Annotated in this window: 20 protein-coding genes; 19 read left to right on the plus strand and 1 reads right to left on the minus strand. The window is 68.9% G+C overall.

All coding sequences use genetic code 11. The features are described from left to right. Positions 1 to 91: 91 nt before the first annotated feature. The 15 genes from FFI87_RS08500 (at position 92) to FFI87_RS08570 (ending at position 19,502) form a co-directional block, all read left to right on the plus strand. Positions 92 to 1,003 (plus strand): universal stress protein, encoded by a 912-nt coding sequence (locus FFI87_RS08500; protein ID WP_138847709.1) that lies wholly within the window; start codon positions 92 to 94, stop codon positions 1,001 to 1,003. Positions 1,004 to 1,036: 33 nt separating this feature from the next. After that, positions 1,037 to 2,017, plus strand: a complete 981-nt coding sequence (locus FFI87_RS08505) for a quinone oxidoreductase family protein (protein WP_138847708.1) — start codon at positions 1,037 to 1,039, stop codon at positions 2,015 to 2,017. A 10-nt stretch (positions 2,018 to 2,027) separates the two neighbouring features. After that, complete coding sequence (locus tag FFI87_RS08510) at positions 2,028 to 2,876, plus strand: TauD/TfdA dioxygenase family protein (protein ID WP_012363900.1); 849 nt, start codon at positions 2,028 to 2,030, stop codon at positions 2,874 to 2,876. Positions 2,877 to 2,992: 116 nt separating this feature from the next. Next, the gene (locus FFI87_RS08515) at positions 2,993 to 4,048 is read left to right on the plus strand and encodes a 3-keto-5-aminohexanoate cleavage protein (protein WP_138847707.1); all 1,056 of its coding nucleotides are present in this window, start codon (positions 2,993 to 2,995) and stop codon (positions 4,046 to 4,048) included. Between the two features lie 162 nt (positions 4,049 to 4,210). Then, positions 4,211 to 5,539, plus strand: coding sequence for an MFS transporter (locus tag FFI87_RS08520; protein WP_138847706.1), 1,329 nt, complete (start codon positions 4,211 to 4,213; stop codon positions 5,537 to 5,539). 32 nt (positions 5,540 to 5,571) lie between these two features. Then, the gene (locus tag FFI87_RS08525; RefSeq protein WP_138847705.1) at positions 5,572 to 6,147 is read left to right on the plus strand and encodes an RBBP9/YdeN family alpha/beta hydrolase; all 576 of its coding nucleotides are present in this window, start codon (positions 5,572 to 5,574) and stop codon (positions 6,145 to 6,147) included. 295 nt (positions 6,148 to 6,442) lie between these two features. Further along, positions 6,443 to 7,609, plus strand: coding sequence for an ABC transporter substrate-binding protein (locus tag FFI87_RS08530; RefSeq protein WP_138847704.1), 1,167 nt, complete (start codon positions 6,443 to 6,445; stop codon positions 7,607 to 7,609). 49 nt (positions 7,610 to 7,658) lie between these two features. After that, on the plus strand, positions 7,659 to 8,738 hold the full coding sequence (locus FFI87_RS08535; protein ID WP_138847703.1) for an ABC transporter ATP-binding protein: 1,080 nt from the start codon (positions 7,659 to 7,661) through the stop codon (positions 8,736 to 8,738). Between the two features lie 46 nt (positions 8,739 to 8,784). After that, positions 8,785 to 9,657, plus strand: coding sequence for an ABC transporter permease (locus tag FFI87_RS08540; RefSeq protein WP_138847702.1), 873 nt, complete (start codon positions 8,785 to 8,787; stop codon positions 9,655 to 9,657). Next, complete coding sequence (locus FFI87_RS08545; RefSeq protein ID WP_138847701.1) at positions 9,657 to 10,580, plus strand: ABC transporter permease; 924 nt, start codon at positions 9,657 to 9,659, stop codon at positions 10,578 to 10,580. The genes FFI87_RS08540 and FFI87_RS08545 overlap by 1 nt, the downstream gene beginning before the upstream one ends. A 172-nt stretch (positions 10,581 to 10,752) precedes the next feature. Then, positions 10,753 to 11,190, plus strand: coding sequence for a hypothetical protein (locus FFI87_RS08550; protein WP_138847700.1), 438 nt, complete (start codon positions 10,753 to 10,755; stop codon positions 11,188 to 11,190). 488 nt (positions 11,191 to 11,678) lie between these two features. Then, positions 11,679 to 12,755, plus strand: coding sequence for an ABC transporter substrate-binding protein (locus FFI87_RS08555; protein WP_229202934.1), 1,077 nt, complete (start codon positions 11,679 to 11,681; stop codon positions 12,753 to 12,755). A 46-nt stretch (positions 12,756 to 12,801) separates the two neighbouring features. Further along, positions 12,802 to 16,524, plus strand: a complete 3,723-nt coding sequence (locus FFI87_RS08560) for a response regulator (RefSeq protein ID WP_138847699.1) — start codon at positions 12,802 to 12,804, stop codon at positions 16,522 to 16,524. 63 nt (positions 16,525 to 16,587) lie between these two features. Continuing rightward, positions 16,588 to 19,170 (plus strand): EAL domain-containing protein, encoded by a 2,583-nt coding sequence (locus FFI87_RS08565; protein WP_138847698.1) that lies wholly within the window; start codon positions 16,588 to 16,590, stop codon positions 19,168 to 19,170. A gap of 119 nt (positions 19,171 to 19,289) precedes the next feature. Next, positions 19,290 to 19,502: a hypothetical protein gene (locus tag FFI87_RS08570; RefSeq protein ID WP_006753449.1), complete on the plus strand. Its 213-nt coding sequence runs from the start codon at positions 19,290 to 19,292 to the stop codon at positions 19,500 to 19,502. Positions 19,503 to 19,791: 289 nt separating this feature from the next. On the opposite strand, the gene FFI87_RS08575 is transcribed toward FFI87_RS08570, so the two are convergent. Beyond that, complete coding sequence (locus FFI87_RS08575; RefSeq protein WP_138847697.1) at positions 19,792 to 20,766, minus strand: D-2-hydroxyacid dehydrogenase; 975 nt, start codon at positions 20,764 to 20,766, stop codon at positions 19,792 to 19,794. A 250-nt stretch (positions 20,767 to 21,016) separates the two neighbouring features. On the opposite strand from FFI87_RS08575, the gene FFI87_RS08580 reads away from it, so the two are divergent. The 4 genes from FFI87_RS08580 to FFI87_RS08595 all read left to right on the plus strand — a co-directional run bounded on the left by FFI87_RS08580 (position 21,017) and on the right by FFI87_RS08595 (position 24,684). Continuing rightward, on the plus strand, positions 21,017 to 22,207 hold the full coding sequence (locus FFI87_RS08580) for a CaiB/BaiF CoA transferase family protein (protein WP_012363914.1): 1,191 nt from the start codon (positions 21,017 to 21,019) through the stop codon (positions 22,205 to 22,207). A 21-nt stretch (positions 22,208 to 22,228) separates the two neighbouring features. Beyond that, positions 22,229 to 23,191: a hydroxymethylglutaryl-CoA lyase gene (locus FFI87_RS08585; protein ID WP_138847696.1), complete on the plus strand. Its 963-nt coding sequence runs from the start codon at positions 22,229 to 22,231 to the stop codon at positions 23,189 to 23,191. A gap of 25 nt (positions 23,192 to 23,216) precedes the next feature. Further along, on the plus strand, positions 23,217 to 23,600 hold the full coding sequence (locus FFI87_RS08590) for a VOC family protein (RefSeq protein ID WP_138847695.1): 384 nt from the start codon (positions 23,217 to 23,219) through the stop codon (positions 23,598 to 23,600). 256 nt (positions 23,601 to 23,856) lie between these two features. Continuing rightward, a complete protein-coding gene (locus tag FFI87_RS08595) occupies positions 23,857 to 24,684 on the plus strand; it encodes an alpha/beta hydrolase (RefSeq protein ID WP_012363917.1) in 828 nt (275 codons plus the stop codon). Positions 24,685 to 24,765: the final 81 nt, after the last annotated feature.

Here is a 24,765-nt window from a genome sequence, read left to right on the forward strand (position 1 = left end):
ATTCAACCATGCAACGAGGAGCAGACCATGAACAGCGTATCGACCGGCGCGCGACCCAGCGCGCCGAGCGCCGGATAAGCGGAGCGGCACGATGTATCGCCATCTGCTCGTGACGGTCGACGGCGTGCCCGGCGGCATCGACGCGATCGGCCATGCGCTCGAGCTGGCGCGTGCGGTCGGCGCGCGGGTCACGTTCGTGCTGTCGGGCGCCGCGCCCGACTCGCGTTTATCCGGAGCGCGGATGCCGCGACACGATGCGAAAGTGGAAGCCGCCGCGCGGGCGCAGGGCCTGTCCCATGTGATCGCGGGGGCCGGCCATCCGGGGGCCGGCGACGCGTCGCCCGCCACGCTCGCCGGCGAGCTCGGCTGCGATTTGATCGGCGTGGCGGCGCTGCCGCACGACGCGAATGCCGCGCCAGCCGCGCAACGGCTTGAACTGCTCGCGACCAGCAGCGTGCCGGTGCTCGTATGCCCGGCGCGGCATGGGCCGGCCGAGGCGCGCGTGATGGCCCGCTGTCTCGCCGCGCATCGTGCGCTCGGCGAGCGGTTGGAGGCGCTGATGATGGCAAGCGAGAGCCCGGATGCTGCCGGGCGGCCGACGGCCGACACGGGAGGCACGCAGGCCGCGCTGGCATCGCTCGCGGCGCTGCAGCACGCACGCTTCGGCACCGGCGCCGAAGCCCGTCTCTGCGCGGCATTGCGCATCCGGGCGCAGAGCACCGCGGCCGAACTCGACGAGCTCGATCGCCAGCGGCGCCGCGATGCGCACGCGCTCGACGCGCTGGCGCGGCTCGCCGCCGACGGGTTGCCGTCGAGCGCGTTCGATGCCGCGCTCGCCGTCTATGCGCGTGGGGCATTCGAGCAGATGGGACGCATGGAAGGCGTGATTTTCCCGGCCGCGCGGCGCTATCTGCTCGACGCCGACTGGAACGAACTGGACGCGCCCCCGGTGAGCGGCGCCGCCGCGACGCCACCGGGCGCGGACGAACCCGACGATGCGTGACGCGCATCCGACTGAATACCTACGGAGAACAAGATGGCACATGCAGTGCGATTCCACGAAACCGGCGGCCCTGACGTGCTGCGGTGGGAAGAAGTCGACGTCGGCGAGCCGGGCCCCGGCCAGGTGCGCCTGCGGCACGAGGCGGTCGGCCTGAACTTCGCCGACACGTATTTCCGCAGCGGCCTGTATCCGGTTGCGCTGCCGGCCGGCATCGGCGTCGAGGCGGCCGGCGTGGTCGAGGCCGTCGGGCCCGGCGTGACGAACGTCGCCGTGGGCGAGCACGTGACCTACACCGGCTTCCTGAACACGCTCGGCGCGTACAGCACCGAGCGGCTGATCGCGGCCGCGCCCCTCGTCAGGCTGCCGGCCGGCATCGCATGCGAAACGGCCGCGGCGATGACGATGCGCGGGCTCACGTCGGCCTACCTGCTGCGCCGCATCCATGCGTTCGCGCCGGGCGACACGATCCTGCTGCATGCGGCAGCGGGCGGCGTCGGGCTGATCGTGTCGCAATGGGCGAAGCTGCTGGGCCTCACGGTAATCGGCACCGTGTCGAGCGACCACAAGGCGGCGGTCGCCCGTGCGCACGGCTGCGACCACACGATCGACTACAGCCGCGAGGATGTCGCGAAGCGCGTGCGCGAACTGACCGGCGGCGCGGGCGTCGACGTCGTGTTCGACAGCGTCGGCAAGGACACCTTCGAAGGCTCGCTCGATTCGCTGAAGCGGCGCGGGCTGATGGTCTGTGTCGGCACCGCGTCGGGCCCGATCCCGCCGTTCGATCCGCAGCGCCTCGCGATGAAGGGCTCGCTGTACCTGACGCGCCCGGCGCTGGCCGACTACATCGCCGATCCGGCCGAGAAGAACGATCTCGCCGGCGAACTGTTCGCGCACGTCGCGGCCGGCCGCATCCGGATCGAAATCAACCAGCGCTATGCGCTGCAGGACGCGGCGCACGCGCACCGCGACCTCGAGTCGCGCAAGACGACCGGCTCGTCGGTATTCATCGTCTGAGGAGACGCGCATGCGAGTCGAACCCCTGACCTGTGCGATCGGCGCGGAACTGCTTGGCGTGAACCTCGCCGACGCCGTGCACGACGACGGCCTGTTCGCCGAGATCCGCACGCAGTTGCTGCGCCATCGGGTCCTGTTCCTGCGCGACCAGGACATCACGCGTGCCGAGCATGTCGCGTTCGCGCGCCGCTTCGGCGAACTGGAGGATCACCCGGTCGCCGGGAGCGACCCTGAGCACCCGGGGCTCGTGCGGATCTACAAGTCGCCCGACCAGCCGAACGACCGCTACGAGAATGCGTGGCACAGCGATGCGAGCTGGCGCGTGGCGCCGCCGTTCGGCTGTGTGCTGCGCTGCATCGACGGTCCGCCGGTTGGCGGCGACACGATGTGGGCGAACATGGTGCTCGCGTACGAGAACCTGCCGGACCACGTGAAGCAGCAGATCGCGGACCTGCGCGCCCGCCACAGCATCGAGGCGAGCTTCGGCGCGGCGATGCCGATCGACAAGCGCCTCGCGTTGAAGGCGCAGTATCCGGACGCCGAGCATCCGGTCGTGCGCACGCATCCCGAAACGGGCGAGAAAGTGCTGTACGTGAATGCGTTCACGACGCATTTCACCAACTTCCACACACCCGCGCGCGTGCGCGTCGGGCAGGACGCGAACCCCGGCGCCGGCCAGCTGCTGCACTACCTGATCGGCCAGGCGGCGATCCCCGAATACCAGGTGCGCTGGCGCTGGAAGAAGAACAGCGTCGCGATCTGGGACAACCGCGCCACGCAGCATTACGCGGTGATGGACTACCCGCCGTGCGTGCGCCGGATGGAGCGCGCGGGCATCGTCGGCGACGTGCCGTTCTGAGCACGCGCGCACCGTAACCGATCCGCAACCGATACAACGCGCCGGGCTCGCCGCCCGGCGCGACGGGATACGCACGCCCGTACGCCCGAACACAACGATTTCCACTGGAGGACGACATGCAATTTTTCGACGATTCGCTGCACCCGGAAAACCAGGACAAGGTAGTCATCACGGTCGCGCCGTACGGCCCCGAATGGATGCCCGCCGATTTTCCGGAAGACATTCCGGTGACGATGGACGAGCACGTGCAGAAGGCCGTCGACTGCTACAACGCGGGCGCGACAGTGCTGCACATGCATGTGCGCGAACTCGACGGGAAGGGCAGCAAGCGGCTGTCGAAATTCAACGAACTGCTGGGCCGGCTGCGCGAGGCGGTGCCCGACATGATCCTGCAGGTGGGCGGCTCGATCTCGTTCGCGCCGGAAGGCGAGGGCGCCGACGCGAAATGGCTGTCCGACGACACGCGCCACATGCTCGCCGAACTGATGCCGAAGCCCGACCAGGTGACGGTCGCGATCAACACCGTGCAGATGAACATCACCGAGCTGATGAACCGCCAGGACATCGCCGGCACGTCGCTGAACGAACCCGTGCTGTGGGACGCGTACCGCGAGATGACGGTGCCGGCCGGCCCCGGCTGGGTCGATGAACACCTGCGCCGGCTGCGGGCGGCCGGCATCCAGCCGCATTTCCAGCTCACCGGCATGCATGCGCTCGAGACGCTCGAACGGATCATCCGCCGGGGCGTTTATCGCGGCCCGCTGAACGTCACGTGGGTCGGCATCGGCGGCGGCTTCGACGGCCCGAATCCGTACAACTTCATGGAATTCGTGCGGCGCTGCCCGGACGGCGCGTGCATCACGCTCGAATCGCTGATGAAGAACGTGCTGCCGATCAACACGGTGGCAATGGCGCTGGGCCTGCATCCGCGCTGCGGGATCGAGGACACGATCATCGACCAGAAGGGCAACCGGATGACGTCCGTGCAGCAGGTCGAGCAGTGCGTGCGGATCGCGCGCGAACTCGGCCGCGACATCGCGACCGGCAAGGAGGCGAAGGCGATCTACAGGATCGGCGTGCAGTACGACGGCGTCGACGAGACGCTCGCGCAGCTCGGGATGGCGCCGAACCGCCGGCCGGGCCAGGCGAGCGTGCCGCTGCGCGCGGCCTGACGCGCCGCGCATCCGGGTAGCGGCCTTGGTGGCCGCCGCCCGCCGATCGTTGTGGCGTGGCACCCACCCCTGCGCACGGCGCGGGGGCTGACTCCGGTCAACGGAGCGGGGCCGCGCAAGCCGCGCCGGCGCGTTGCCGCACCGGTGCCGGAGGAGACACGCATGCTGATTCATCACGTCGAGCCGTCGCTGCAGGAGGCGGCCGCCACCGGCCGGCGCGCGCCGGCCTATGCCTGGCTCGTGTTCGGGCTGACCGTCGGCCTGCTGCTGTCGGACTACATGTCGCGGCAGGTGCTCAACGCCGTGTTTCCGCTGCTCAAGCACGCGTGGGGGCTGTCGGACACGCAGCTCGGCTCGCTGTCCGGCGTCGTCGCGCTGCTGGTCGGGCTGCTGACGTTTCCGTTGTCGGTGCTCGCCGACCGCTTCGGGCGCGTGCGCAGCATCGTGCTGATGGCCGCGCTGTGGAGCGTCGCGACGCTCGGCTGCGCGCTGTCGACCAACTACGCCGAAATGCTCGTGGCGCGCGGGCTCGTCGGGCTCGGCGAAGCCGCGTACGGCAGCGTCGGCGTTGCACTGATCCTCAGCATCTTTCCGGCCCGCCTGCGCGCGACGCTGACCGGCGCATTCATGGCCGGCGGCGCATTCGGCTCGGTGTTCGGGATGGCGCTCGGCGGGCTGGTCGGCGCGCATCTCGGCTGGCGTTGGTCGTTCGGCGTGATGGCCGCGCTCGGCATCGTGCTGCTGATCGCGTATCGCTGCGTGGTGACCGAACGGCGGCTCGCGACGTGCCGCGTCGAACCGTGCCGACCCCATCCCGATGCGCCGCGCGACCTGCGCGGCAGCGTGCGCATGCTGATGTCGGGGCTGTTCGCGTCGCGTTCGGTGATCTGCGCGTATGTCGGCAGCGGGCTGCATCTGTTCGTGCCCGGCGCGCTGTTCGCGTGGCTGCCGAGCTACCTGAACCGCTATTACGCGATGGCGCCCGACCGCGCCGCCGTGCTCGCGGCCGGCTTCGTGCTGCTGTCGGGCGTCGGAATGGTCGGCTGCGGGATCGTCACCGACCGCGTCGGGCGTGCCGACGGCGCGCACAAGTGGCTGACCGCGATCGCGTATTGCGTGCTGACGGGCGTGTGCCTCGCGATCGCGTTCCGGCTGCCGCCCGGACCGCCGCAGCTTGCGCTGATCTGCGCGGGCATGCTGGTCGGCGCGGGGGCGTCCGGCGCGTCGGGCGCGATGGTCGCGAACCTGACGCCGGCCGCGATCCATGCGTCGGCGTTCGCGACGCTCACGCTCGCCAACAACCTGCTCGGCATGGCTCCGGGCCCGCTGCTGACCGGGTGGGTCGCCGATCGCGCCGGTCTCGTCGGCGCGCTGCAATGGATTCCCGCCGTGCCGCTCGCGGCCGCCGTGCTGTTCGCGATCGGACGCGCGAGCTACGCGGCCGATATCGCGCGCGTCGAACGCGAACGGCGCGCATCCCGTCTTTCCTGAACCTTCCTGAACCGAATTCTCCCGGAGGCTGCATGACCCTGGCGACCGTGCCCACCATCCTGATCGTGCCCGGCTTGCGCGATCACGTCGAAGACCACTGGCAGACGCATCTGCAACGACGCCTGCCGAACGCGCGCGCCGTTGCGCCGCTCGAAGCCGACAAGCTGAGCCGCGCCGCGCGCGTCGCGGCGCTCGATGCGGCGCTGGCCGCGATCGACGGCCCCGTGATGCTCGTCGCGCACAGCGCGGGCGTGATGATCGTCGCGCATTGGGCGCTGCAGGCCACGCGTGCGATCGACGGCGCGCTGCTTGCCGCGCCGGCCGATCTCGATACGCCGATGCCCGCGGGTTATCCGACACCCGATGCGCTCGACGCGCACGGCTGGACGCCGGTGCCGACCCGGCCGCTGCCGTTCCCGAGCATCGTGGCCGCGAGCCGCAACGATCCGCTTGCTCGGTTCGAACGCGCCGAGGCGTTCGCGGCGGAGTGGGGCAGCAAGCTCGTCGATCTCGGCAAGGTCGGGCACCTGAACCCGGCGTCGGGGTACGGCGAGTGGCATGACGCGGAGCGGCTGATCGGGGAGGTGATCGCGCTCCGTGCAGCCTGAGCGGCCTGCGCGCGCACAACGCGTTGCAACACGGCGGGCAGGATTTCCTGCCTGCGCGTCCGCGTGAACCGATTCCATTTCAGGCATCGATTGATATACGACGTCCTAACACGCGGCTTGGCCGTTGCACCGTCGCGCCGCGAAATCGATCAATCAGCCAATCATTGGCGAACGGAAGGTTTTTGTTAGGGAAATTCCCGCCCCGCGCCGCTCGGTTTTTTGTTGACCGACATCGTATAACGCCGTCATGATTCCCCGAAAGAAAGGTCCCATCCACCGACCGAAGCGAGGAGACATGAACACCACCACGATCGCGCGCCGGGTCCGCCGGATCACCCTGGCGCTGGGCCTGACGCTGTCGGCCGCGGCCGCCGTCGCGGCCCCCGTGTCGCTGAATGTCGTCGACGTCGCGGGCAACCTGCAGCTCACGCGGGGGGCCATCGAGGCGTTCAGGGAGAAGAACCCGAATCTCGTATCGAACGTCACGTTCACGAACGCGCCCGCGCCGCAACTGCCGGGCAAGATCAAGGCGATGCAGGCGGCGGGGCGCTCCGATATCGACCTCGTGCTGACGGGCACCGACGCGCTCGCCGCCGGCATCGAGCAGAACCTGTGGATGAAGCTGCTGCCCGACAACGCGGGCGCCTTCCCCGGCGTGCTCGACAAGTACGCGCCCGGCCCGCGCAAGATGCAGGATGTCGCGCAGGGTTTCGGCCTCGAAGTCACCTACATGCCGGCCGGCCCGCTGCTCGAATACAACCCGGCGAAGGTCAGCGATCCGCCGAAGACGCCCGCCCAACTGCTCGCGTGGTGCAAGGCGCATCCGAACAAGCTGATCTACGCGCGCCCGGCGAACTCGGGCCCCGGCCGCACGTTCCTGATGGGGCTGCCGTACGTGCTGGGCGACAAGAACCCGCAGGATCCGATCAACGGCTGGGACAAGACCTGGGCATTCCTCAAGCAGCTCAACGACTGCATCCCGTATTACCCGGGCGGCACGTCGGCCGTGATGAAGGAGCTCGGCGAGGGCACGCGCGACATGACCGTGACCGTCACCGGCTGGGACCTCAACCCGCGCGCGCTCGGCATCGTGCCGGCCGACTTCCGGATCCAGGCGTTCGACGGGATGACGTGGGTCAACGACGCGCACTACATGGTGATCCCGAAGGGCGTGCCGAAGGAGAAGCTCGACGTGCTGTTCAAGCTGATGAACTTCCTGCTCGAACCGGCCCAGCAGGCGATGACCTACGACGACGGCTACTTCTATCCGGGCCCGGCGGTGAAGGGCGTGACGCTCGAGATGGCGCCGGCGCACAGCCAGGAGGTGATCAGGAAGTTCGGCCGCCCCGAGTACGCGAAGCTGCTCGCGGAACGTCCGCACGTGCAGCCGCTCAGTGCGCAGGCTATGGTCGCCGCGTTCCAGAAGTGGGACCGCGAGATCGGTTCGCAGAAGTCGAAATGACGCATGAACCCGCGGGCGCCCCCGCGCCCGCGCCGACGGAGTTCGCGTAATGAAGCACAGTTTCGAACGGTTGCGGCTCGACGGCGTGTGCCGCAGCTTCACCAATGCGGAAGGGGCGCAGGTCGCCGCACTGGACGGGCTCGATCTCGACATCAGGCGCGGCGAGTTCATCGCGCTGCTCGGCCCGTCGGGCTGCGGCAAGTCGACCGCGCTGAACTGCATCGCCGGGCTGCAGCCGCTCACGCGCGGCGGCATCTGGCTCGACGACACGCGCATCGACGTGCTGCCGCCCGAGCGCCGCGGCTTCGGGATGGTGTTCCAGAACTACGCGCTGTTTCCGCACATGTCGGTGCTCGACAACGTCGGCTTCGGGCTGAAGATGCGCGGCGTGCCGAAGCAGGAAACGCGGCGGCGCGCGCAGCAGGCGCTCGAGCTCGTGCAGCTCGTCGGCCACGAGGGCAAGCTGCCCGGACAGCTGTCGGGCGGGCAGCAGCAGCGCGTCGCGATCGCGCGCGCGATCGTCATCGAGCCGCCGCTGGTGCTGATGGACGAGCCGCTGTCGAACCTCGACACGAAGCTGCGCATCGAGATGCGCGCCGAGATCCGCCGCATCCACACGCAGCTCGAACGCGCGACGATCTACGTGACGCACGACCAGGACGAGGCGCTGTCGATGGCCGACCGGATCGTCGTGATGAAAGAGGGCGTCGTGCAGCAGGTCGCGTCGCCGAAGGACGTATATACGCGCCCGCACAACCTGCACGTCGCGCGCTTCATGGGCTATCGCAACGTGCTGCCGTTCACGCTCGAAGGGATGGCCGGCGACTACGTGAACGTCGCCGCCGCCGGCGTGCGCATCACCGGCGTGCCGATGGCCGGCTTCGACGGCAAGGACGTCGTGATCGCGCTGCGTCCCGACGACATCGAGCGCGCGGAAGCCGGCGCCGACAACGCGTTCGACGCGACCGTCGAAACGGTCGAGTACGGCGGCCGCGATTCGCTGATCCGTGCGATCACGCCGTTCGGCCCGATCTGGGCGCGGGTCGCCGGCGAATTCGTGGCAGGCGAGCGGCTGCGGCTGCGGGTGGCGGCGGCGCGCACGCTCGTCTATGCGGGAGACGTGCAATGAACGGCCGCCGCGCACCATGCGCGGCAGCGCGCCGGCGGGAGGCCGCATGAGCACGCTCACGACCGGCGCCACGCCGCGCGACGCGAAGGCGTGGCTCGTCACGCCCGCGCTCGCGTTCATCGTCGCGCTGTTCATCTACCCGTTCGCCTACGGCCTCGTGCTGTCGTTCCAGCCGATGAACGGCGGCGGCGCGCTCGCGAACTACGTGCTGTTCTTCACCGACACCGCGATGTGGCCGACCGTGCTTGTCACGCTGAAGCTCGCCGTGCCGGCGACGCTGCTCAACGTCGGCATCTCGGTGCCGGTCGCGTTCGCGCTGCGCCGCAACTCGCCGTACCAGAAGTTCGTCACGACGCTGCTCGTGATTCCGGTCACGCTCGGCACGGTGCTCGTCGCCGACGGGATGCTCACGTACTTCGGCCCGAACGGCTGGTTCCCGCAAGCGCTGCAGGGGCTGCACCTGTACACGGACGAAGTGCGCCTCACGCACAACTACTGGGGCGTGCTGCTGTCGCTGATCGTGTCGGGCTTTCCGTTCGCGTTCCTGCTGATGCTGTCGTATATCAGCGGCATCGACCCGACGCTCGCGCGCGCCGCGGCCACGCTCGGCGCGAACCCGTGGCAGCAGTTCCGGCAGATCTACCTGCCGCTGCTCGTGCCGGGGCTCACGATGGCCGCGTGCCTGTCGTTCGTGCAGGCATTCTCGGTGTTCCCGTCGGCCGTGCTGCTCGGCGCGCCGGCCGGGCCGACGCGCGTGATCTCGATCGCGGCCGCCGAAGCCGCGTTCGAGAGCTACGACTATTCGCTCGCGTCGGCGATCGCGATCGTGATGGGCTTCGTGCAGCTGCTGGTGGTCGCGTCGATGCTCGGCGCGCGCCGCTTCTTCTATACGGGGCCGGTGACAGGGGGCAAGGGCTGATGGCGACCGACGATCATGCCGCGCCGACCTGGCCGCCGAAGCAAGGCGCGCCCGATGCGCGCCCCGTCAACGCGAGGACACCGCAGAAGATGAGAAGCAACCTCGCCGGCCGGGCATGGAAGGCCCTCGTGTGGGGGCTGATGGCGTTCTTCCTGCTGAACGTGATGCTGCTGATCGCGACCGTCGCGGTGAACTCGGTCGCGACGCGCTGGTTCGGCACGCCGCTACCGCAGGGCTTCACGCTGCACTGGTACGCGAAGGCGTGGGAAGACTTCCAGCTCGCGAGCGTGCTGTGGGTGACGGTCGAGGTGGTCGGCGCGGTCGTGCTGCTGTCGGTCGCGCTCGGCGTGCCGGCCGCCTATGCGCTCGCGCGCGTGCGGTTCCGCGGCAAGCGCTTCGCGCTGCTGGTGTTCCTGCTGCCGCTGATGGTGCCGCCCGTCACGTACGGGATCCCGATGGCGACCGTGATGTACAAGGTCGGGCTCGCCGGCACGCTATCGGGCGTGATCCTCGCGAACCTCGTGCCGGCGCTGCCGTTCGTGATCCTTGTGATGACGCCGTTCATCGAGCAGATCGACCCGAATCTCGAGGCCGCCGCGCGCATCTTCGGCGCGAACACGTGGCGCTATTTCCGTTACGTGCTGCTGCCGCTGCTGGTGCCCGGCATGCTCGCGGCCGCGCTGCTCGTGCTGGTGCGTACGATCGGGATGTTCGAGTTGACCTTCTTCACCGCCGGCCCGAGCACGCAGACGCTCGTCGTCGCGCTGTATTACGCGGTGTTCTCGACCGGCGTGCGCGCGCCGCAGTCGATCGACGCGATGGCGATGATCTACATGGCCATCACGCTGATATGGGTCGTGATCGCGCTGCAGTTCGTGAGCCCGACGCAGCTCGTCAGCCGCGTGAAGCAGGAGCGGCAGTAAGCGCGGAGGAAGGCGGCGGGACCGCGCTTGTGCAAGCCCGCGTGCAATTCGTTACAAATGGATACCGCGAACGACGCGCTGACGTTGCAGACTACGCAGCGTACCGGCCCGGCGATGCGTTCACTGGCATCACCGCATGCCGCCCGACGCTCACCCGATTCACGGGAGTTCCATGAAGTTTCCCACGCTGCTGACGCTCGGCTGTGCGGCCACGCTGCTCGCCGCCTGCAACCTGCTCCACGACGGTCCCGGATCGAGCGACGTCGACGCCGCGGTGCGGCGCGCGCTCGAAGCGGAAAACCACGGCGGCCTGAACGCGCTGTTCGGCCAGCCGCTGCCCGTGTCGGCCGATGTGATTTCCGCGAAGCCGGAAGGCGACTGCAGGAAGGCCGGCGAGCGCACCTACGCGTGCGATGTCGTGGTCACGTGGCGCAATACCGACTACGCGCCGTCGCGAGCGAACCTGACGTTCGTGCAGGCCGCCGATGGATCGTGGCAGACCTCGGGCGTCGACGCAGCCATCGCGACCGGCGCCGCCAAGTCGCTGATCGACAGGATCGGCAACGCATGGCCCGGCAACGCGGCCAGCGGCGCATCGGCGCCGCGGTAAGTCCATCGCGCCGCTTCGCATCTTCTCGCACCTTCTCCCGAATTTTCCGATTCGCCGCCACGACGGGCTCCGGCCCGCTCGAACCGGTTCCGGCAACAACGCCCCGCATTGAGGACCGTATCGAAATTCCGCCAGCGCGATCCGGCGCCGCCGCGGCCCGCTCGCGCCGGGATGCTGCAGTGCACGGTTCGACGTGAACGGCATCGTTCGCTCCTCGCCTTGCAGTCCTAAGGGATGCAACCTATATATATGACTAATTGACGCGTACCACGGCAACGGTGCGGCGCACCATCAAATCGACAAAACCGGGTGCCGAAGGGGAACCCAGCATGGACGAGAGCGTGTCTGTCGCACGGATGTGTTCGGGTACCTTGTCTTCGAACGTGTTGCAGGGGCTTGCCCGTCACGGCTACCGACGCGCGCTTGCCCTCATCGCATGCTGCACCGCGATGGCCGGGTCCGCCGCCTGCATCGCGGCGGAGCCGGGCGTGAGCGCCGACACGATCCGCCTGGGCATGGTCAACGCGCAGTCGGGCAATTCCGCCGGGCTCGGACGCGGGCTGCTGATGGGTGCGCAGGCCGTATTCGACGATGTGAACGCGCACGGCGGCGTGCACGGCAGGAAGATCGAGCTCGTGGTCGCGGACGATCGCTACGAACCCGAGCGGACCGTCGACGACACGCTGGAGATGATCGAGCGGCGCAACGTGCTGGCGCTGTTCGGCTATGTGGGCACGCCGACGACCACCGCGGTGCTGCCGATCATCCGGGACGCCGGCATTCCGCTCGTCGGCACGTTCAGCGGCGCGATGGCGCTGCGCAGGCCGGTCACGCCGGAGGTATTCAACATCCGCGCGAGCTACGAAGACGAAACGCGCGCACTGGTCGAGCGTTTGCTCGCGCACGACCACGCCAGGCGATTCGCGGTGTTCTACCAGGACGACGGCTTCGGGCTCGCGGTGCTGGCGGGCACGCGGCTCGCGCTGCAGCGCCATGGCCTCGATGTGGTCGCGACGGGAACGTTCCGCCGCGGCACCACGGCCGTCGACACCGGCCTGGCGGCCGTGCTCGAAGGGCGGCCGGACGTCGTGATCATGGTCGGCCCGTATACGCCGGTGGCCGCGTTCATTCGCGCGGCGCACCGCGAAGGGCTGAACGCGCGGCTCGCGGCGGTGTCGTTCGTCGGCACCGACGACTTGCTGCGCCTGCTCGGCGAAGAAGGAAACGGCACGCTGATCTCGCAGGTCGTGCCGCTTCCGCAGAACGAGCGCCCCGTCATCCGCGACTGCGTCCGTCTGATCGAGCAACGCTTTCCGGGCGAACGGGCTGGTGTGGTGCACATCGAGGGCTGCCTCGACGCGAAGATCGCGCTGATCGGGCTGGAGCGCGCGGGCCCGGCGCCGACCCGCGCAACGCTGAAGCAGGCGCTCGAATCGATCCGGCATGTCGACCTGGGCGGCCTGGTGGCCGACCTGAATGCCGACGATCATCAGGCGTTCGACGACGTGTTCCTCACCGAAATCGCACACGGCCGCGTCACGCCGCTCGACGCACCGGCCAGATAACCGGCGGGACGGCCGCGCGCCGGCCGTCCCGCCCCTGGAGGGCTGCATGGACATCAAGGCGAAGCTCGTCACCAGCACCAGCCTGATGCTGCTCGGCGCGGTGGCGATTGCCATGACCAGCCTGATCGCCGTGCACGGTATCGCATCCGGCGTGCGCACGCTGACGACGGAATCGCTGCCGCTGCAGATGCACAGCAACGAGCTGCAGCGCGCGTACGCGGAACTCGCGGTGAATTTCGGCGAGCTCGAGCGGGCGCGGGACGCATCGGAGCGCGAGCAGTCGTCGTCGGAGATCGACACGCAATTGCAGCGCATCGCACGCATCACGGCGGCCGTGCGCGCGATCGACGGGCACGGCGGCATCGACGCGCCGTCCGCCGATCTGCGCACGATGCTCGGATCGATGAACGAAGGCGTCGACAAGCGCCTGCGGGGCGACGCGCAACTCGTCGCCGAACGCCAGCTGATCGAACGCGTGCAGGCACGGGGCACCACGCTGCTGAGCGAGATCGGCAAGGAAACCGAACGGCTGGGCGCCGACGCCGATGCGAGGGTGAACGACGCGCTCGCGGCCAATACCGCCTACAACCGGACGATTCATGCGCTCGACCAGGTCCGGACGAACGTCAAGGACGTCACGACCGTCGCCAGCCGCGTCGACGTCGCGCCGAACCGATATCGGCTCGCGCCGCTGCGCGAGCGCATGCAGGCGTCCGTCGACGGCGCGCGCAACGCGCTCGCGATCGCGGCGCCGAACCTCGATGCCGCGACCGCGCAGGGCATCACGAGCGCGCTCGGGCGCGTCGCGGCCGACATCTTCGACGGCAACGACGGGCTCGTCGCGCTGCGCGCCGGCATGTTCGCGCAACCGGCCGTCACGGCGCGCTACCGCGCGAAAGAGGACCAGGTGCTGCGCTCGCTCGACGCGCTGGATGTGAAGCTCGCGGAGATCGCCGATCCGTTCGCGTTGCGGATCGTCGCTGCGCGCCAGCGCCTCGACGAAGCGATCGCGTTCCGGGGCCGCGCCGCGCGGATTGCGTCGCTGTCGGCGGCCGTGAACGGCGGCATCAACGCACTGGCGTTCCACCTGCGCATGGTCGCGCAAAGCGAGACGGCCGAGCGTCTGAAGTATGCCGACGCCGAGCTGCACAAGCTTGCCGGCGCGCTCGCGCAGTCCGCGAGCGCACTGCGCGATGCCCTCGTCACGGACGGGCAGGGCAACGCGAAGCGCGCGCAGGCCGTGGTTGCGCTCACCACGGAACTCGCCGGCGCCGCGCGCCGCATCGTCGCGGTGAAGTCGGACATGCTGTCCAACGACGTGGCTATGCAGCGCATCGTCGCGGACGTCGACACCACCGCCAATCGCCTCGCGGCCTATACGGAACAGCAAGCGGTGCGCGTCGATCTGCAACAGCGCGGCATCGTGTCGGACGTGTACCGCGCCGTGACGAGCGCGTTCCTGATGATCGTGGTGGTCTCGTTCCTGCTCGCGATCGGCGGGTTCGTGATCAGTCATCGGCTCGGCACGTCGATCGCGCGCCCGCTGTCGAGCCTGACGCGCACGATGGCGCGCATCCGCAGCGGCAGCGACCTGTCGCTGCGCATGTCCCACAAAGGCCGCGACGAAATCGCGGCGCTGATCGCCGGCTTCAACATGATGCTCGATGAAATCGAGCGGCGCGACGTCGATCTGCAGGCGGCGATCGCGACGGCCGAAGCCGCGAATTCCGCGAAATCGGATTTTCTCGCGAGGATGAGCCACGAGATCCGCACGCCGATGAATGGCGTGCTCGGCATGACCGAGCTGCTGCAGCGCACACGGCTGACGTCGAAGCAACGCAAGTTCGTCGACACCGTGTATCGATCCGGACAGACGCTGCTCGTCATCATCGACGACATACTCGATTTTTCGAAGATCGAGGCGGGCAAGCTGACGCTGGAGCGCATCGATTTCAACCTGCATCAATTGCTCGACGATGTCGTCGCGCTGATGGAGCCCAACGCCCGGCGCAAGGAACTCGAGCTCGTGTACCAGCGCGCCGATTCCGTTCCGCAGCGGATGCGCGGCGACCCGGTCCGCCTGCGCCAGATCCTGACGAACCTGCTCGGCAATGCGATCAAGTTCACCGAGCACGGGCACGTCGCGCTGAGCGCCGCGTATTCGGACGACGGGCGCATCGTGTTCAAGATAGCCGACAGCGGCATCGGCATCGCGCCCGATGTCGCCGCGCAGCTGTTCCGGCCGTTCCAGCAGGCCGACAGTTCGACCGCGCGCAAATACGGCGGCACCGGCCTCGGGCTCGTGATTTCCCGCCAGCTGGCCGAGATGATGGGCGGCACGCTCGCGCTCGACTCGACGCCCGGCAAGGGCTCGGTATTCACCGTGACGACGCCGTTCGAGCCGGCATCCGGCGAGGTCGGCGTCGCGGCGCACGGAAGGCCGTCGCTCGCCGGCCTGAGGGTGCTGATCGTCGACGACAGCGAGACCGATCGCAGCGTGCTGCTCGAACATGCGATCGAATGGCACCTGTGCGTCGCCTCGGCGATCGGCGGCGACGATGCGTTGTCGCAGTTGCGGGCCGCCGTCGCCGACGGTGCGCCGTTCGACCTCGCGATCATCGATGTGCGGATGCCGGGCATGGACGGCATCTCGCTCGTGCAGCACATCCGCCGCGATCCGTCGCTGCGTGCGCTGCGGATCATCACGCTGACCGCGTTCGAGATGATGGACAGCATCCAGGTCGCGCACGAACTCGACATCGCCGCCCGGCTGACGAAACCGCTCCATGGCAACGATCTCTACACGGCGATCGCCGCGGCGGTGCACGTGATGCCGCCCCGGCTGGCGTCCGCCGCGCCGGTGTCGGATGAAGCCGGACCGAACCCGGGCAGGCCGCTCGACGAGATCGCCGCGCGCGTGCTGCTGGTGGAGGACAACGCGGTGAATCAGCAGATCGCGCTCGCGATGCTCGAAGACACCGACTATCGGGTCGCCGTGGCCGACGACGGCGAGCAGGCATTGAAGATGCTCGAGCAACACGCTTTCGACGTGGTGCTGATGGACTGCCAGATGCCGGTGCTGGACGGCTTCGAGGCGACGCGGCGGCTGCGTCGGCGCGAAGCCGAAGCGGGCGCGCCGCGTCTGCCGGTCATCGCGCTGACGGCCAATGCGCTCAGCGGCGACCGCGAGCGCTGCCTGGCCGCCGGCATGGACGACTATCTCGGCAAGCCGTTCCGCCGCGACGCACTGCTGCAGACGCTCGCACGTCATGTTCGCGGCGGCGCACACGTGCCGGCCGCCGCGAGCGAGCACGCGGAAGCGGTGGCCCGGACCGGTATCGAAACGAACCTCGAAGCAAGCATCGAAACGCCTCCCGCAACGAGCGCGGCCGCGGCCGCCGATCCGGACGAGGACGCAAATGTGATCGACCGCAAGGCGCTCGATGCATTGCGCGCGCTCCAGCGGCCCGGGCGCCCGGACGTGCTGACCCGGATCATCGATCAATTCACGATGGACGCGCCGCGGCTGATCCGCGACATGCACGCGGCGGTCGAAGCGGGCGACGCCGACGCGCTGAAGCTTGCCGCCCATACGCTGAAATCGAGCAGCGCGAACGTCGGCGCGCATCTGCTGTCGGCCCGCTGCCGCGAGATCGAGCGGCTGGCGCGCGCCGCCGACGTGAACGCGGCCGTCGAGCTCGTCGCCGGCACGGATGCGGAATTCGAACAGGCGCACGCCGCGCTGATCGCGGAGCGCGTCGAAAGTTGACTGGCCGCCGGCCGATCGCCACCGCGATCGCGAAGCGGCAGATACAGGAACAGGAGGACGGTCGTGAACCACGAACATGCCGATTTGCCGGCGATTCTGATCATCGATGACGACGCGATGACGCGGCTGCTGGTCGTGGAAACGCTGGAGCCCGATGGTTTTCGCGTCGAGGAGGCGACGGGGCCGCAGGAAGGCATCGAAGCGTTCCTGCGTCATCGTCCCGCCGTCGTGCTGCTCGATGTCGAGATGCCCGGCGGCGACGGCTTCGACTGCTGCCGCGCGCTGCGCGCGTTGCCGGAAGGCCGCCGCGTGCCGATCGTGATGCTCACCGGCAACGACGACGACGCATCGATCGCCAGCGCGTTCGACGCCGGCGCGACCGATTTCGTATCGAAGCCTATGCGATGGAAGCTGCTTGGCTACCGGATCCGGTATCTGCTGCGCGCCGCCGCCGCGGTCGAAAAGCTGGCGACCACCGAGGTCAGCCTGACGCACGCGCAAGCGCTCGCGCATGTCGGCAACTGGGAATTCCAGGCGGGCCGCACGGACGGCTACTGGTCGCCGGAGCTGTACCGGATCCTCGGGCTCGACGCGGCGCACGCGCCGCCGACGTTCGAGCGGCTGCTGCAGGCCGTGCCGGCCGACGAACAGCCGTTGCTCGTGCAGTCGTTCACGAGCCTGCGCACCGAAGGCGTGCCGTTCTCGCTCGAGCATCGGCTCGTTCACGCGGACGGCACCGAGCGCTGCGTGCTGCATCAGGCGGAGTCGGGGCGCGATCCGAATCACGCGATCATCCTGCGCGGCATCGTGCAGGACATCACCGAGCGCAAGATGCAGCAGGGCCGCATCGAATACCTTGCCAACCACGATGCGCTCACCGGCCTGCCCAATCGCAACCTGCTGAGCGACCGGATGGAGCAGGCGATGTCGCAGGCGCGCCGCACCGGGCAGCTGGTCGCGGTGATGGTGCTCGACCTGGACCGCTTCAAGCACATCAACGACAGCTTCGGTCACTCGGTCGGCGACGGGCTGCTGCGCGTGGTCGCCGCGCGGCTGAAGCGCTCCGTGCGCGACGGCGACACGGTCGCGCGGCTCGGCGGCGACGAGTTCGTCGTGATGCTCGTCAACCTCGCGACGCAAGCGGACGCGGACGTGATCGCCCGCAAGATCCTCGATACGTTCATCGAGCCGTTCACGCTCGACGAACACGACCTGCACGTGACGACCAGCGTCGGCGTGAGCCTCTGCCCGACCGACGGCGCCAACGCCGAAACGCTGCTGAAAACGGCCGACGCCGCGCTGTATGCGGCGAAGGAACACGGGCGCAACTGCTACCGCTTCTATACGCGCGAGCTCGGTGCGCGCGTCGAGGAGCAGACGATCCTCGAGAACGCGCTGCATCAGGCCGTCGCCAACCACGAGCTCGAGCTGTACTACCAGCCGAAGGTCGATCTCAAGACCGGCCAGATCAGCGGCGTCGAGGCGCTGATTCGCTGGCGGCGGCCGGGCATCGGCGTGATTCCGCCCGACCGCTTCATCCCGATCGCCGAAGACTGCGGGCTGATCTTGCCGATCGGCGAGTGGGTGTTGCGCACCGCGTGCATGCAGGCCGTCGCATGGCGCCGGGACGGCCATCCGCCGATCCGGATCGCCGTCAACCTGTCGGCGCGCCAGTTCCGGCAGCAGGACGTGGCCGCCATGGTGCGCACGACGCTCGAGGAGACCGGCCTGGCGCCGGACTCGCTCGAACTCGAACTCACCGAAAGCGTGCTGATGCAGGACTGCGACGCGATCGCGCACACGCTGCGCGAACTGAAGGCGCTCGGCGTCGTGCTGTCGCTCGACGATTTCGGCACCGGCTATTCGAGCCTGTCGTACCTGAAGGACTTGCCGATCGACGTCGTGAAGATCGACCGGTCGTTCCTCGACGACGTCACCACCAGCGCCGAAGGCGCTTCGCTGACGCGCTCGATCATCGCGATGGCCGAGTCGCTGCACATGGAGACGGTGGCCGAGGGCGTGGAGACCGAAGCGCAGCTGTCGTTCCTGAACCGGCATCGCTGCCATGCGATGCAGGGCTACTACTTCAGCCATCCGGTCACCGGCGATGAAATCGCCGACATGCTGTCCGCCGGCTCGCAGCTTCCCGAGCACTGCCGGCAGCGCGAACTGCTGCACCGGACGCTGCTGCTGGTGGACGACGACCGCGAGGTCCTGCGCAGGCTCAGGCGCGCGCTCGGCCGCGACGGCTACGAGATTCTCGACACGACGGATCCCGACGAAGCGCTCGTCCTGCTCGCGCAGCATCGCGTCGGCGTGATCGTGTCGGATTTCCGCATGCCGAGCCTGTCCGGCATCGACCTGCTGCAGCGTGTGAAGGCGCTGTACCCGGACATCGTGCGCATCCTGCTGTCGGGCTACGGGGAAGGGGACGCGCTCGCCGACGCGGCCGGCAACGGCTCCGTCCAGAAATTGCTGATCAAGCCGTGGGATGTCGCGCTGCTGCGCAAGCATATTGCGGAGTCGTTCCAGCGGTTCGAGCACAGCTCGCTGCAGAGCCGGGTGGGCCTCGGCGCGGGCCATCTCGGCATTCATCCGTCTCCGCTCAGGGCCGTCGACGTGGCGCAAGCGCCTGGGCGAACCTGAACGGCGGCGGTATCGCCGGATAAAAGGGGTACGACTGAGTGAGGTTCGGTATGCCGCCGCAGATATAGGGAAAACCCTTATTCTTCGTTATAATGTCGGCCTAGAAGAAAGGTCGAACCATGCCAGAACGTTTCCAACCCCTTGAAAAATTTGTGTTTTCCCTGGTCGTGATGTCCGCGGTCGTCTGCTCCGCCTTCCTGGCGTACGAGCGTCATCCCGAGATCAAGATCGCGCTGCACGAAGGCGAAGCGCTGATGCGCGAAAGCGCCAAGTATTCTGTCATCTGCTCGCCGTCCAAGGTCGATCCTTGCGTCGAGATGTCCGCTTACTGAAACCTCGCTGTCCACTGACCGCTCCACACTGATTCCCGCCGACGCGCGGCCGATGGCCGACATGCGTCGGCGGCGCGCATTGCGCATCCGCGCGCACCGGTTCGGGTCGCGCGTCGGCTGAACACCGTCTCCCCCGGTTGTCTGATCCCGCTGCGGCGTGCTGTCCGCAATGCGGCGTCACGTCTTCCTGTCTTCCTGTCGTCATGTCCCCCGAGCCGGCGCGTCGCTGCCGACGCCAGGCGCAGCACACTGCCGCCTAGCGCCTTCGCGCGTTCGCGGCCTGCCGTGCTCACCCCGCCGTCACCACATGCCGCGGCTCGCCGCGCGCAAACGCCGCGACGTTGTCGACGAGCTGATCGGCCAGCGCCTGCATCGCCTCGTCGCTCGCCCACGCGACATGCGGCGTCAGGATGAACGCCGGATGCGACAGGATCGCGTGGAACGGATGCAAGGCCGGCAGCGGCTCCTGCGTGAGCACGTCGAAGCCCGCGCCCGCGATCTGCCCCGACTGCAGCGCGTCGACGAGCGCGCGTTCATCCACGAGGCCGCCGCGCGCGGTGTTGATCAGCAGCGGCCGGCGTGCCATCCGCGCGAAGGCGGCCGCGTCGATCAGGTTCCGCGTCGCCGGCGTGAGCGGGCAGTGCAGCGTGATCACGTCGCTGTCGCGCAGCAGCGTGTCGAGCGGCACATGGTCGTCGCCCCGGGCGTCGCCGTGCGCGGCGAACAGCACGCGCATGCCGAGCGCGCGGGCGAGGGCGGCCACCGCTCGGCCGAGCACGCCGGCGCCGACGATGCCGAGCGTCGCGCCGGCCAGGTCGCGGATCGGATGATCGAAGAAGCAGAACTGTCCGCTGTCGAGCCAGCGTCCCGCGCGCACCGCGTCGCGATACGCGACGAGGCTGCGCCGCAGTGCGAAGATCAGCGCGAACGTGTGCTCCGGCACCGTGCGCGCCGCATATTCCCGAATGTTGCTGACGACGATGCCGCGCGCCGTGCACGCATCGAGATCGACGATATCGGTGCCCGTCGCGGCAATCGCGATCATCCGCACACGCGGCGCATCGCCGAGCACCACCGCGTCGAGCCTGACCTTGTTGGTCACGACGACGTCCGCGTCGCCGATACGCGCGGCCACTTCGTGCGCGGCCGTCCGTTCGAAGGTCTGGAGGCCGTGCGGAAACGGGAAGGGCTTCAGCACGGTCCGCGGCGACAGCGTCGCGCGGTCCAGAAACACGATCTTCGCGGGAGAGGAACAGGAAAACATGGCGGGTCTCGCTGACGGGCGCCCGGCGGGCGCGCAACGGCAACCATTCTGCCAAGCGCGCGCGTGATCGGGCTTGCGCATTGCGCGAGCGCACTTTCCCCCGCGGAAAGGCGGCGCGGCGTTCTACCGGTTGTCCGCCGTCCATGCCTTTCCGTTCGGGAAAGGCTCGTTGAGCATCGATCGATTTTCGCCAAGCGCGAACGCCGTCATGATCGCCGTCATCGACAACACGATTTCATCGGAGACAGTCATGACGCGACCCCTGGACGGTATCCGCGTGCTGGAACTCGGCCAACTGATCGCCGGGCCATTCGCGGGCCGGATGCTCGCGGAATTCGGCGCGGACGTAATCAAGGTCGAGCCGCCCGGCGTCGGCGACCCGCTGCGCAAATGGCGGCTGCTGCACGACGGCACGTCGGTCTGGTGGGCCGCGCAATCGCGCAACAAGACGTCGCTCACGCTCGACCTGCGCACGCCGGAAGGGCAGGACGTCGTGCGCCGCCTCGTCGCCGAGACCGACGTGCTGATCGAGAACTTCCGGCCCGGCACGCTCGAAGGCTGGGGGCTGGGCTGGGACACGCTGTCCGCGATCAACCCCGGGCTCGTGATGCTGCGCGTGTCGGGCTTTGGGCAGACCGGCCCGTATCGCGACCGGCCCGGCTTCGGCGTGATCGCCGAGGCAATGGGCGGCCTGCGCCATCTCACCGGCGAACCGGGCCGCACGCCGGTGCGCGTCGGCGTGTCGCTCGGCGATTCGCTGTCGGCGCTGCACGGCGTGATCGGCATCCTGCTCGCGCTGCGGCATCGCGAGCAGCAGGGCGGCAGCGGGCAGGTCGTCGACGTCGCGCTGTACGAATCCGTCTTCAACATGATGGAAAGCCTGCTGCCGGAATACTCGGCATTCGGCGCGGTGCGCGAGGCGGCCGGCAGCAGCCTGCCCGGCATCGCGCCGACCAACGCGTACCGTTGCCGCGACGGCAGGTACGCACTGATCGCCGGTAACGGCGACAGCATCTTCCGGCGCCTGATGGAGCTGATCGGGCGTCCCGACCTCGGCGGCGACCCCGCGCTCGCGCACAACGACGGGCGCGTCGCGCAGGTCGCGCGCATCGACGCGGCGATCGGCGAATGGAGCGCGCGGCACGACCTCGACGACGTGCTCGCCGCGCTGAACGACGCGCGCATTCCGTCCGGGCGCATCTACGACGTTGCGGACATCGCGGCCGATCCGCATTACCGCGCGCGCGACATGATCGTCGATGCCGCGCTGCCCGACGGCACGCCCGTGCTCGTGCCGGGCATCGTGCCGAAGCTCGGCGCGACGCCCGGGCGCATCGAGCGTCCCGCACCCGCGCTCGGCGCCGATACCGACGCGGTACTCGAATCGATCGGCATCGATGCCGCGACGCGCGACGCGTGGCGCACGCGCGGCGTGATCTGAACCGGCCAGCGGAGCGACGACATGAGCCAGCACCCCCAACGACTCTATATCCACGAAGTCGCGACACGCGACGGTTTCCAGAATGAAGCGGCGTTCGTCGACACCGACGACAAGATCGCGCTCGTCGACGCATTGAGCGCGTGCGGTTACGCGAAGATCGAGGTCACGTCGTTCACGTCGCCGAAGGCGATCCCCGGGCTGCGCGACGCGGAGGCCGTGATGCACGGCATCGTGCGCGCGCCGGGCGTCGTCTATACGGTGCTCGTGCCGAACGTGCGCGGCGCGCAGCGCGCGCTGTCGTGCGGCGTCGACGAGGTGAACCTCGTGATGTCGATGAGCGAGAGCCACAACCGCGCGAACCTGCGGATGACCCGCGAGCAGTCGTTCGCCCAGCTGCGCGACGTGATCGACGCGATGCGCGGCACTGGCGTCGCGATCAACGTGTCGCTGTCGACCGCGATGGGGTGTCCGATGGAAGGCGACGTGCGTGACGAAACCGTGCTCGCGTGGATGCAGCGCTTCGCGGATCTCGGCGTGCACGGCTTCACGCTGTGCGACACGACCGGCATGGCGTATCCGTCGCAGGTGCGCGCGTTGGCCGAACGCGCGCGCGAACGCTTCGGCGCGCTGCAGCTCACGCTTCATTTTCACAACACGCGCGGGATGGCGCTCGCGAACACGCTCGCCGCGCTCGACGCCGGCATCGACCGCTTCGACGCGTCGCTCGGCGGGCTCGGCGGCTGCCCGTACGCGCCGGGCGCGACCGGCAACGCATGCACCGAGGAGCTCGTGCACATGCTCGCGCTCGACGGCTACGATACCGGCATCGACCTCGCGGCCGTGCTCGCCGCCGCCGCACGGCTGCCTGGGCTGATCGGACATGACGTGCCGAGCCAGATCCTGAAGGCCGGGCGCCGCTCAGACCTGCATCCGGCGCCGCGCGCCGAAGCCGGCGACATGCCGGCGCAGCGGGCTTTTTCGTGAACAGTCGTCAACAGGAGCGAATCACATGGCGCTGATCGACCACCTCGATCACCTCGTCCTGACCTGCGTCGATCCGGAGCGGACGAAGCATTTCTATACGGAAGTGCTGCAGATGCAGCTCGAAACCTTCGGCGCGGGCCGGCTCGCGTTCCGCTTCGGCAACCAGAAGATCAACCTGCATGTGCGAGGCGCGGAGTTCGAGCCGAAGGCCCACGTGCCGGTGCCCGGCGCGCTCGACCTGTGCTTCATCGCGTCGGTGCCGCTCGACGATGTGATCGCGCATCTGCGACGCGTCGAATGGCCGATCGTCGAAGGGCCCGTCGAACGCACCGGGGCGACGCGGAAGATCCGGTCGGTGTACGTGCGCGACCCGGATCTGAACCTGATCGAGATCTCTGAATTGATTTGAGGGGCTCGTCGGGGCGCTTGGTCGAACCGCTTCGTCGTGCCGGTCCGCCCGTTTGCTCGCGCGCCGGCAGACGTGCCCACCGCGCGGCAGTCCTCCGCCGAAAGCGGACAGGCGCACGCCGCAGCCGCCGATTCCGGATAGCCGGCCCCGGTCGTGCTGCGGATAATGGTGCAACGGCGCCGGCTCGTCCGGCGCCTTCGCCGCGGGCACCGCGAATGTCCCGCATCATCTGCCTATCCGACCGGACACTTTCCGAATGACGATCCTCTATCGCGGCATGGACCGCGCGGCGCTCGACGCCGCCTACCTCAACACGAAGGCCGTTGCCGATTTCCCGGCCGTGCTCGCATCGTGCCAGGCACGCAGCAGGGCGCTTTACGACGCGACGCCCGGGCAGCGCGACCTGCGTTACGGCGAGCGCCCCGCGCAGCGCTTCGACTGGCTGCGCTGCGGCCGGCCCGACGCGCCGCTGTTCGTGTTCATTCACGGCGGCTACTGGCAGCACTGCGCGAAAGAGGATTTCGCGTACGCGGCCGCCGGGCCGCTTGCGCGCGGCTTCGACGTCGTGCTCGCTGAATACACGCTTGCCCCGGCCGCATCGATGACCGACATCGTTGGCGAGATCGGCGCGTTGCTCGACTACCTGTCGACCGATCCCGACGGCATCGGCACCGCACGGCGGCCGATCCACCTGAGCGGTCATTCGGCGGGCGGCCACCTGACGGCCGTGCATCGCGCACACCCGGCCGTCGTGTCGGCGCTCGCGATCAGCCCGCTCGTCGATCTCGAACCGATCTCGCTGTGCGTGCTTAACGACAGACTGCAGCTCACCGCGCGCGAAATCGCCGCGTACAGCCCGCTGCATCATATCGGGCCCGGCGCGCCGACCGTCGTCGCGGTCGGCGCGGCCGAGTTGCCGGAACTCGTGCGCCAGGCCCACGAATACGCGGACGCATGCGAGGCGGCCGGCGAGCGGACCGCGCGCGCGTGGGTGCCCGGCATGCAGCATTTCACGGTGCTGGACGACCTCGCGACGCCCGACAGCACGATGCTCGCAGCGTTGCAGGCGATCGCGCCGCGCTGAGCGCGACGTATTGCGCCGATTCGCACGAATCCGCACGGATTCGCCCCGAGTCACACCGGTTCGCGCCGCGCGGGGCCTGGC

Source organism: Burkholderia sp. KBS0801 (assembly GCF_005937855.2).
Lineage (GTDB): Bacteria > Pseudomonadota > Gammaproteobacteria > Burkholderiales > Burkholderiaceae > Burkholderia > Burkholderia ambifaria.

Excerpts from the sequence above, each read along its gene's own strand:
- FFI87_RS08575 (WP_138847697.1), bottom strand. The coding sequence starts at position 20,766 with ATGTTTTCCTGTTCCTCTCCCGCGAAGATCGTGTTTCTGGACCGCGCG.
- FFI87_RS08590 (WP_138847695.1), top strand. The coding sequence starts at position 23,217 with ATGGCGCTGATCGACCACCTCGATCACCTCGTCCTGACCTGCGTCGAT.
- FFI87_RS08515 (WP_138847707.1), top strand. The coding sequence starts at position 2,993 with ATGCAATTTTTCGACGATTCGCTGCACCCGGAAAACCAGGACAAGGTA.
- FFI87_RS08550 (WP_138847700.1), top strand. The coding sequence starts at position 10,753 with ATGAAGTTTCCCACGCTGCTGACGCTCGGCTGTGCGGCCACGCTGCTC.
- FFI87_RS08570 (WP_006753449.1), top strand. The coding sequence starts at position 19,290 with ATGCCAGAACGTTTCCAACCCCTTGAAAAATTTGTGTTTTCCCTGGTC.
- FFI87_RS08525 (WP_138847705.1), top strand. The coding sequence starts at position 5,572 with ATGACCCTGGCGACCGTGCCCACCATCCTGATCGTGCCCGGCTTGCGC.
- FFI87_RS08595 (WP_012363917.1), top strand. The coding sequence starts at position 23,857 with ATGACGATCCTCTATCGCGGCATGGACCGCGCGGCGCTCGACGCCGCC.
- FFI87_RS08580 (WP_012363914.1), top strand. The coding sequence starts at position 21,017 with ATGACGCGACCCCTGGACGGTATCCGCGTGCTGGAACTCGGCCAACTG.
- FFI87_RS08535 (WP_138847703.1), top strand. The coding sequence starts at position 7,659 with ATGAAGCACAGTTTCGAACGGTTGCGGCTCGACGGCGTGTGCCGCAGC.
- FFI87_RS08585 (WP_138847696.1), top strand. The coding sequence starts at position 22,229 with ATGAGCCAGCACCCCCAACGACTCTATATCCACGAAGTCGCGACACGC.
- FFI87_RS08505 (WP_138847708.1), top strand. The coding sequence starts at position 1,037 with ATGGCACATGCAGTGCGATTCCACGAAACCGGCGGCCCTGACGTGCTG.
- FFI87_RS08545 (WP_138847701.1), top strand. The coding sequence starts at position 9,657 with ATGGCGACCGACGATCATGCCGCGCCGACCTGGCCGCCGAAGCAAGGC.
- FFI87_RS08560 (WP_138847699.1), top strand. The coding sequence starts at position 12,802 with ATGGACATCAAGGCGAAGCTCGTCACCAGCACCAGCCTGATGCTGCTC.
- FFI87_RS08520 (WP_138847706.1), top strand. The coding sequence starts at position 4,211 with ATGCTGATTCATCACGTCGAGCCGTCGCTGCAGGAGGCGGCCGCCACC.
- FFI87_RS08530 (WP_138847704.1), top strand. The coding sequence starts at position 6,443 with ATGAACACCACCACGATCGCGCGCCGGGTCCGCCGGATCACCCTGGCG.
- FFI87_RS08510 (WP_012363900.1), top strand. The coding sequence starts at position 2,028 with ATGCGAGTCGAACCCCTGACCTGTGCGATCGGCGCGGAACTGCTTGGC.
- FFI87_RS08540 (WP_138847702.1), top strand. The coding sequence starts at position 8,785 with ATGAGCACGCTCACGACCGGCGCCACGCCGCGCGACGCGAAGGCGTGG.
- FFI87_RS08500 (WP_138847709.1), top strand. The coding sequence starts at position 92 with ATGTATCGCCATCTGCTCGTGACGGTCGACGGCGTGCCCGGCGGCATC.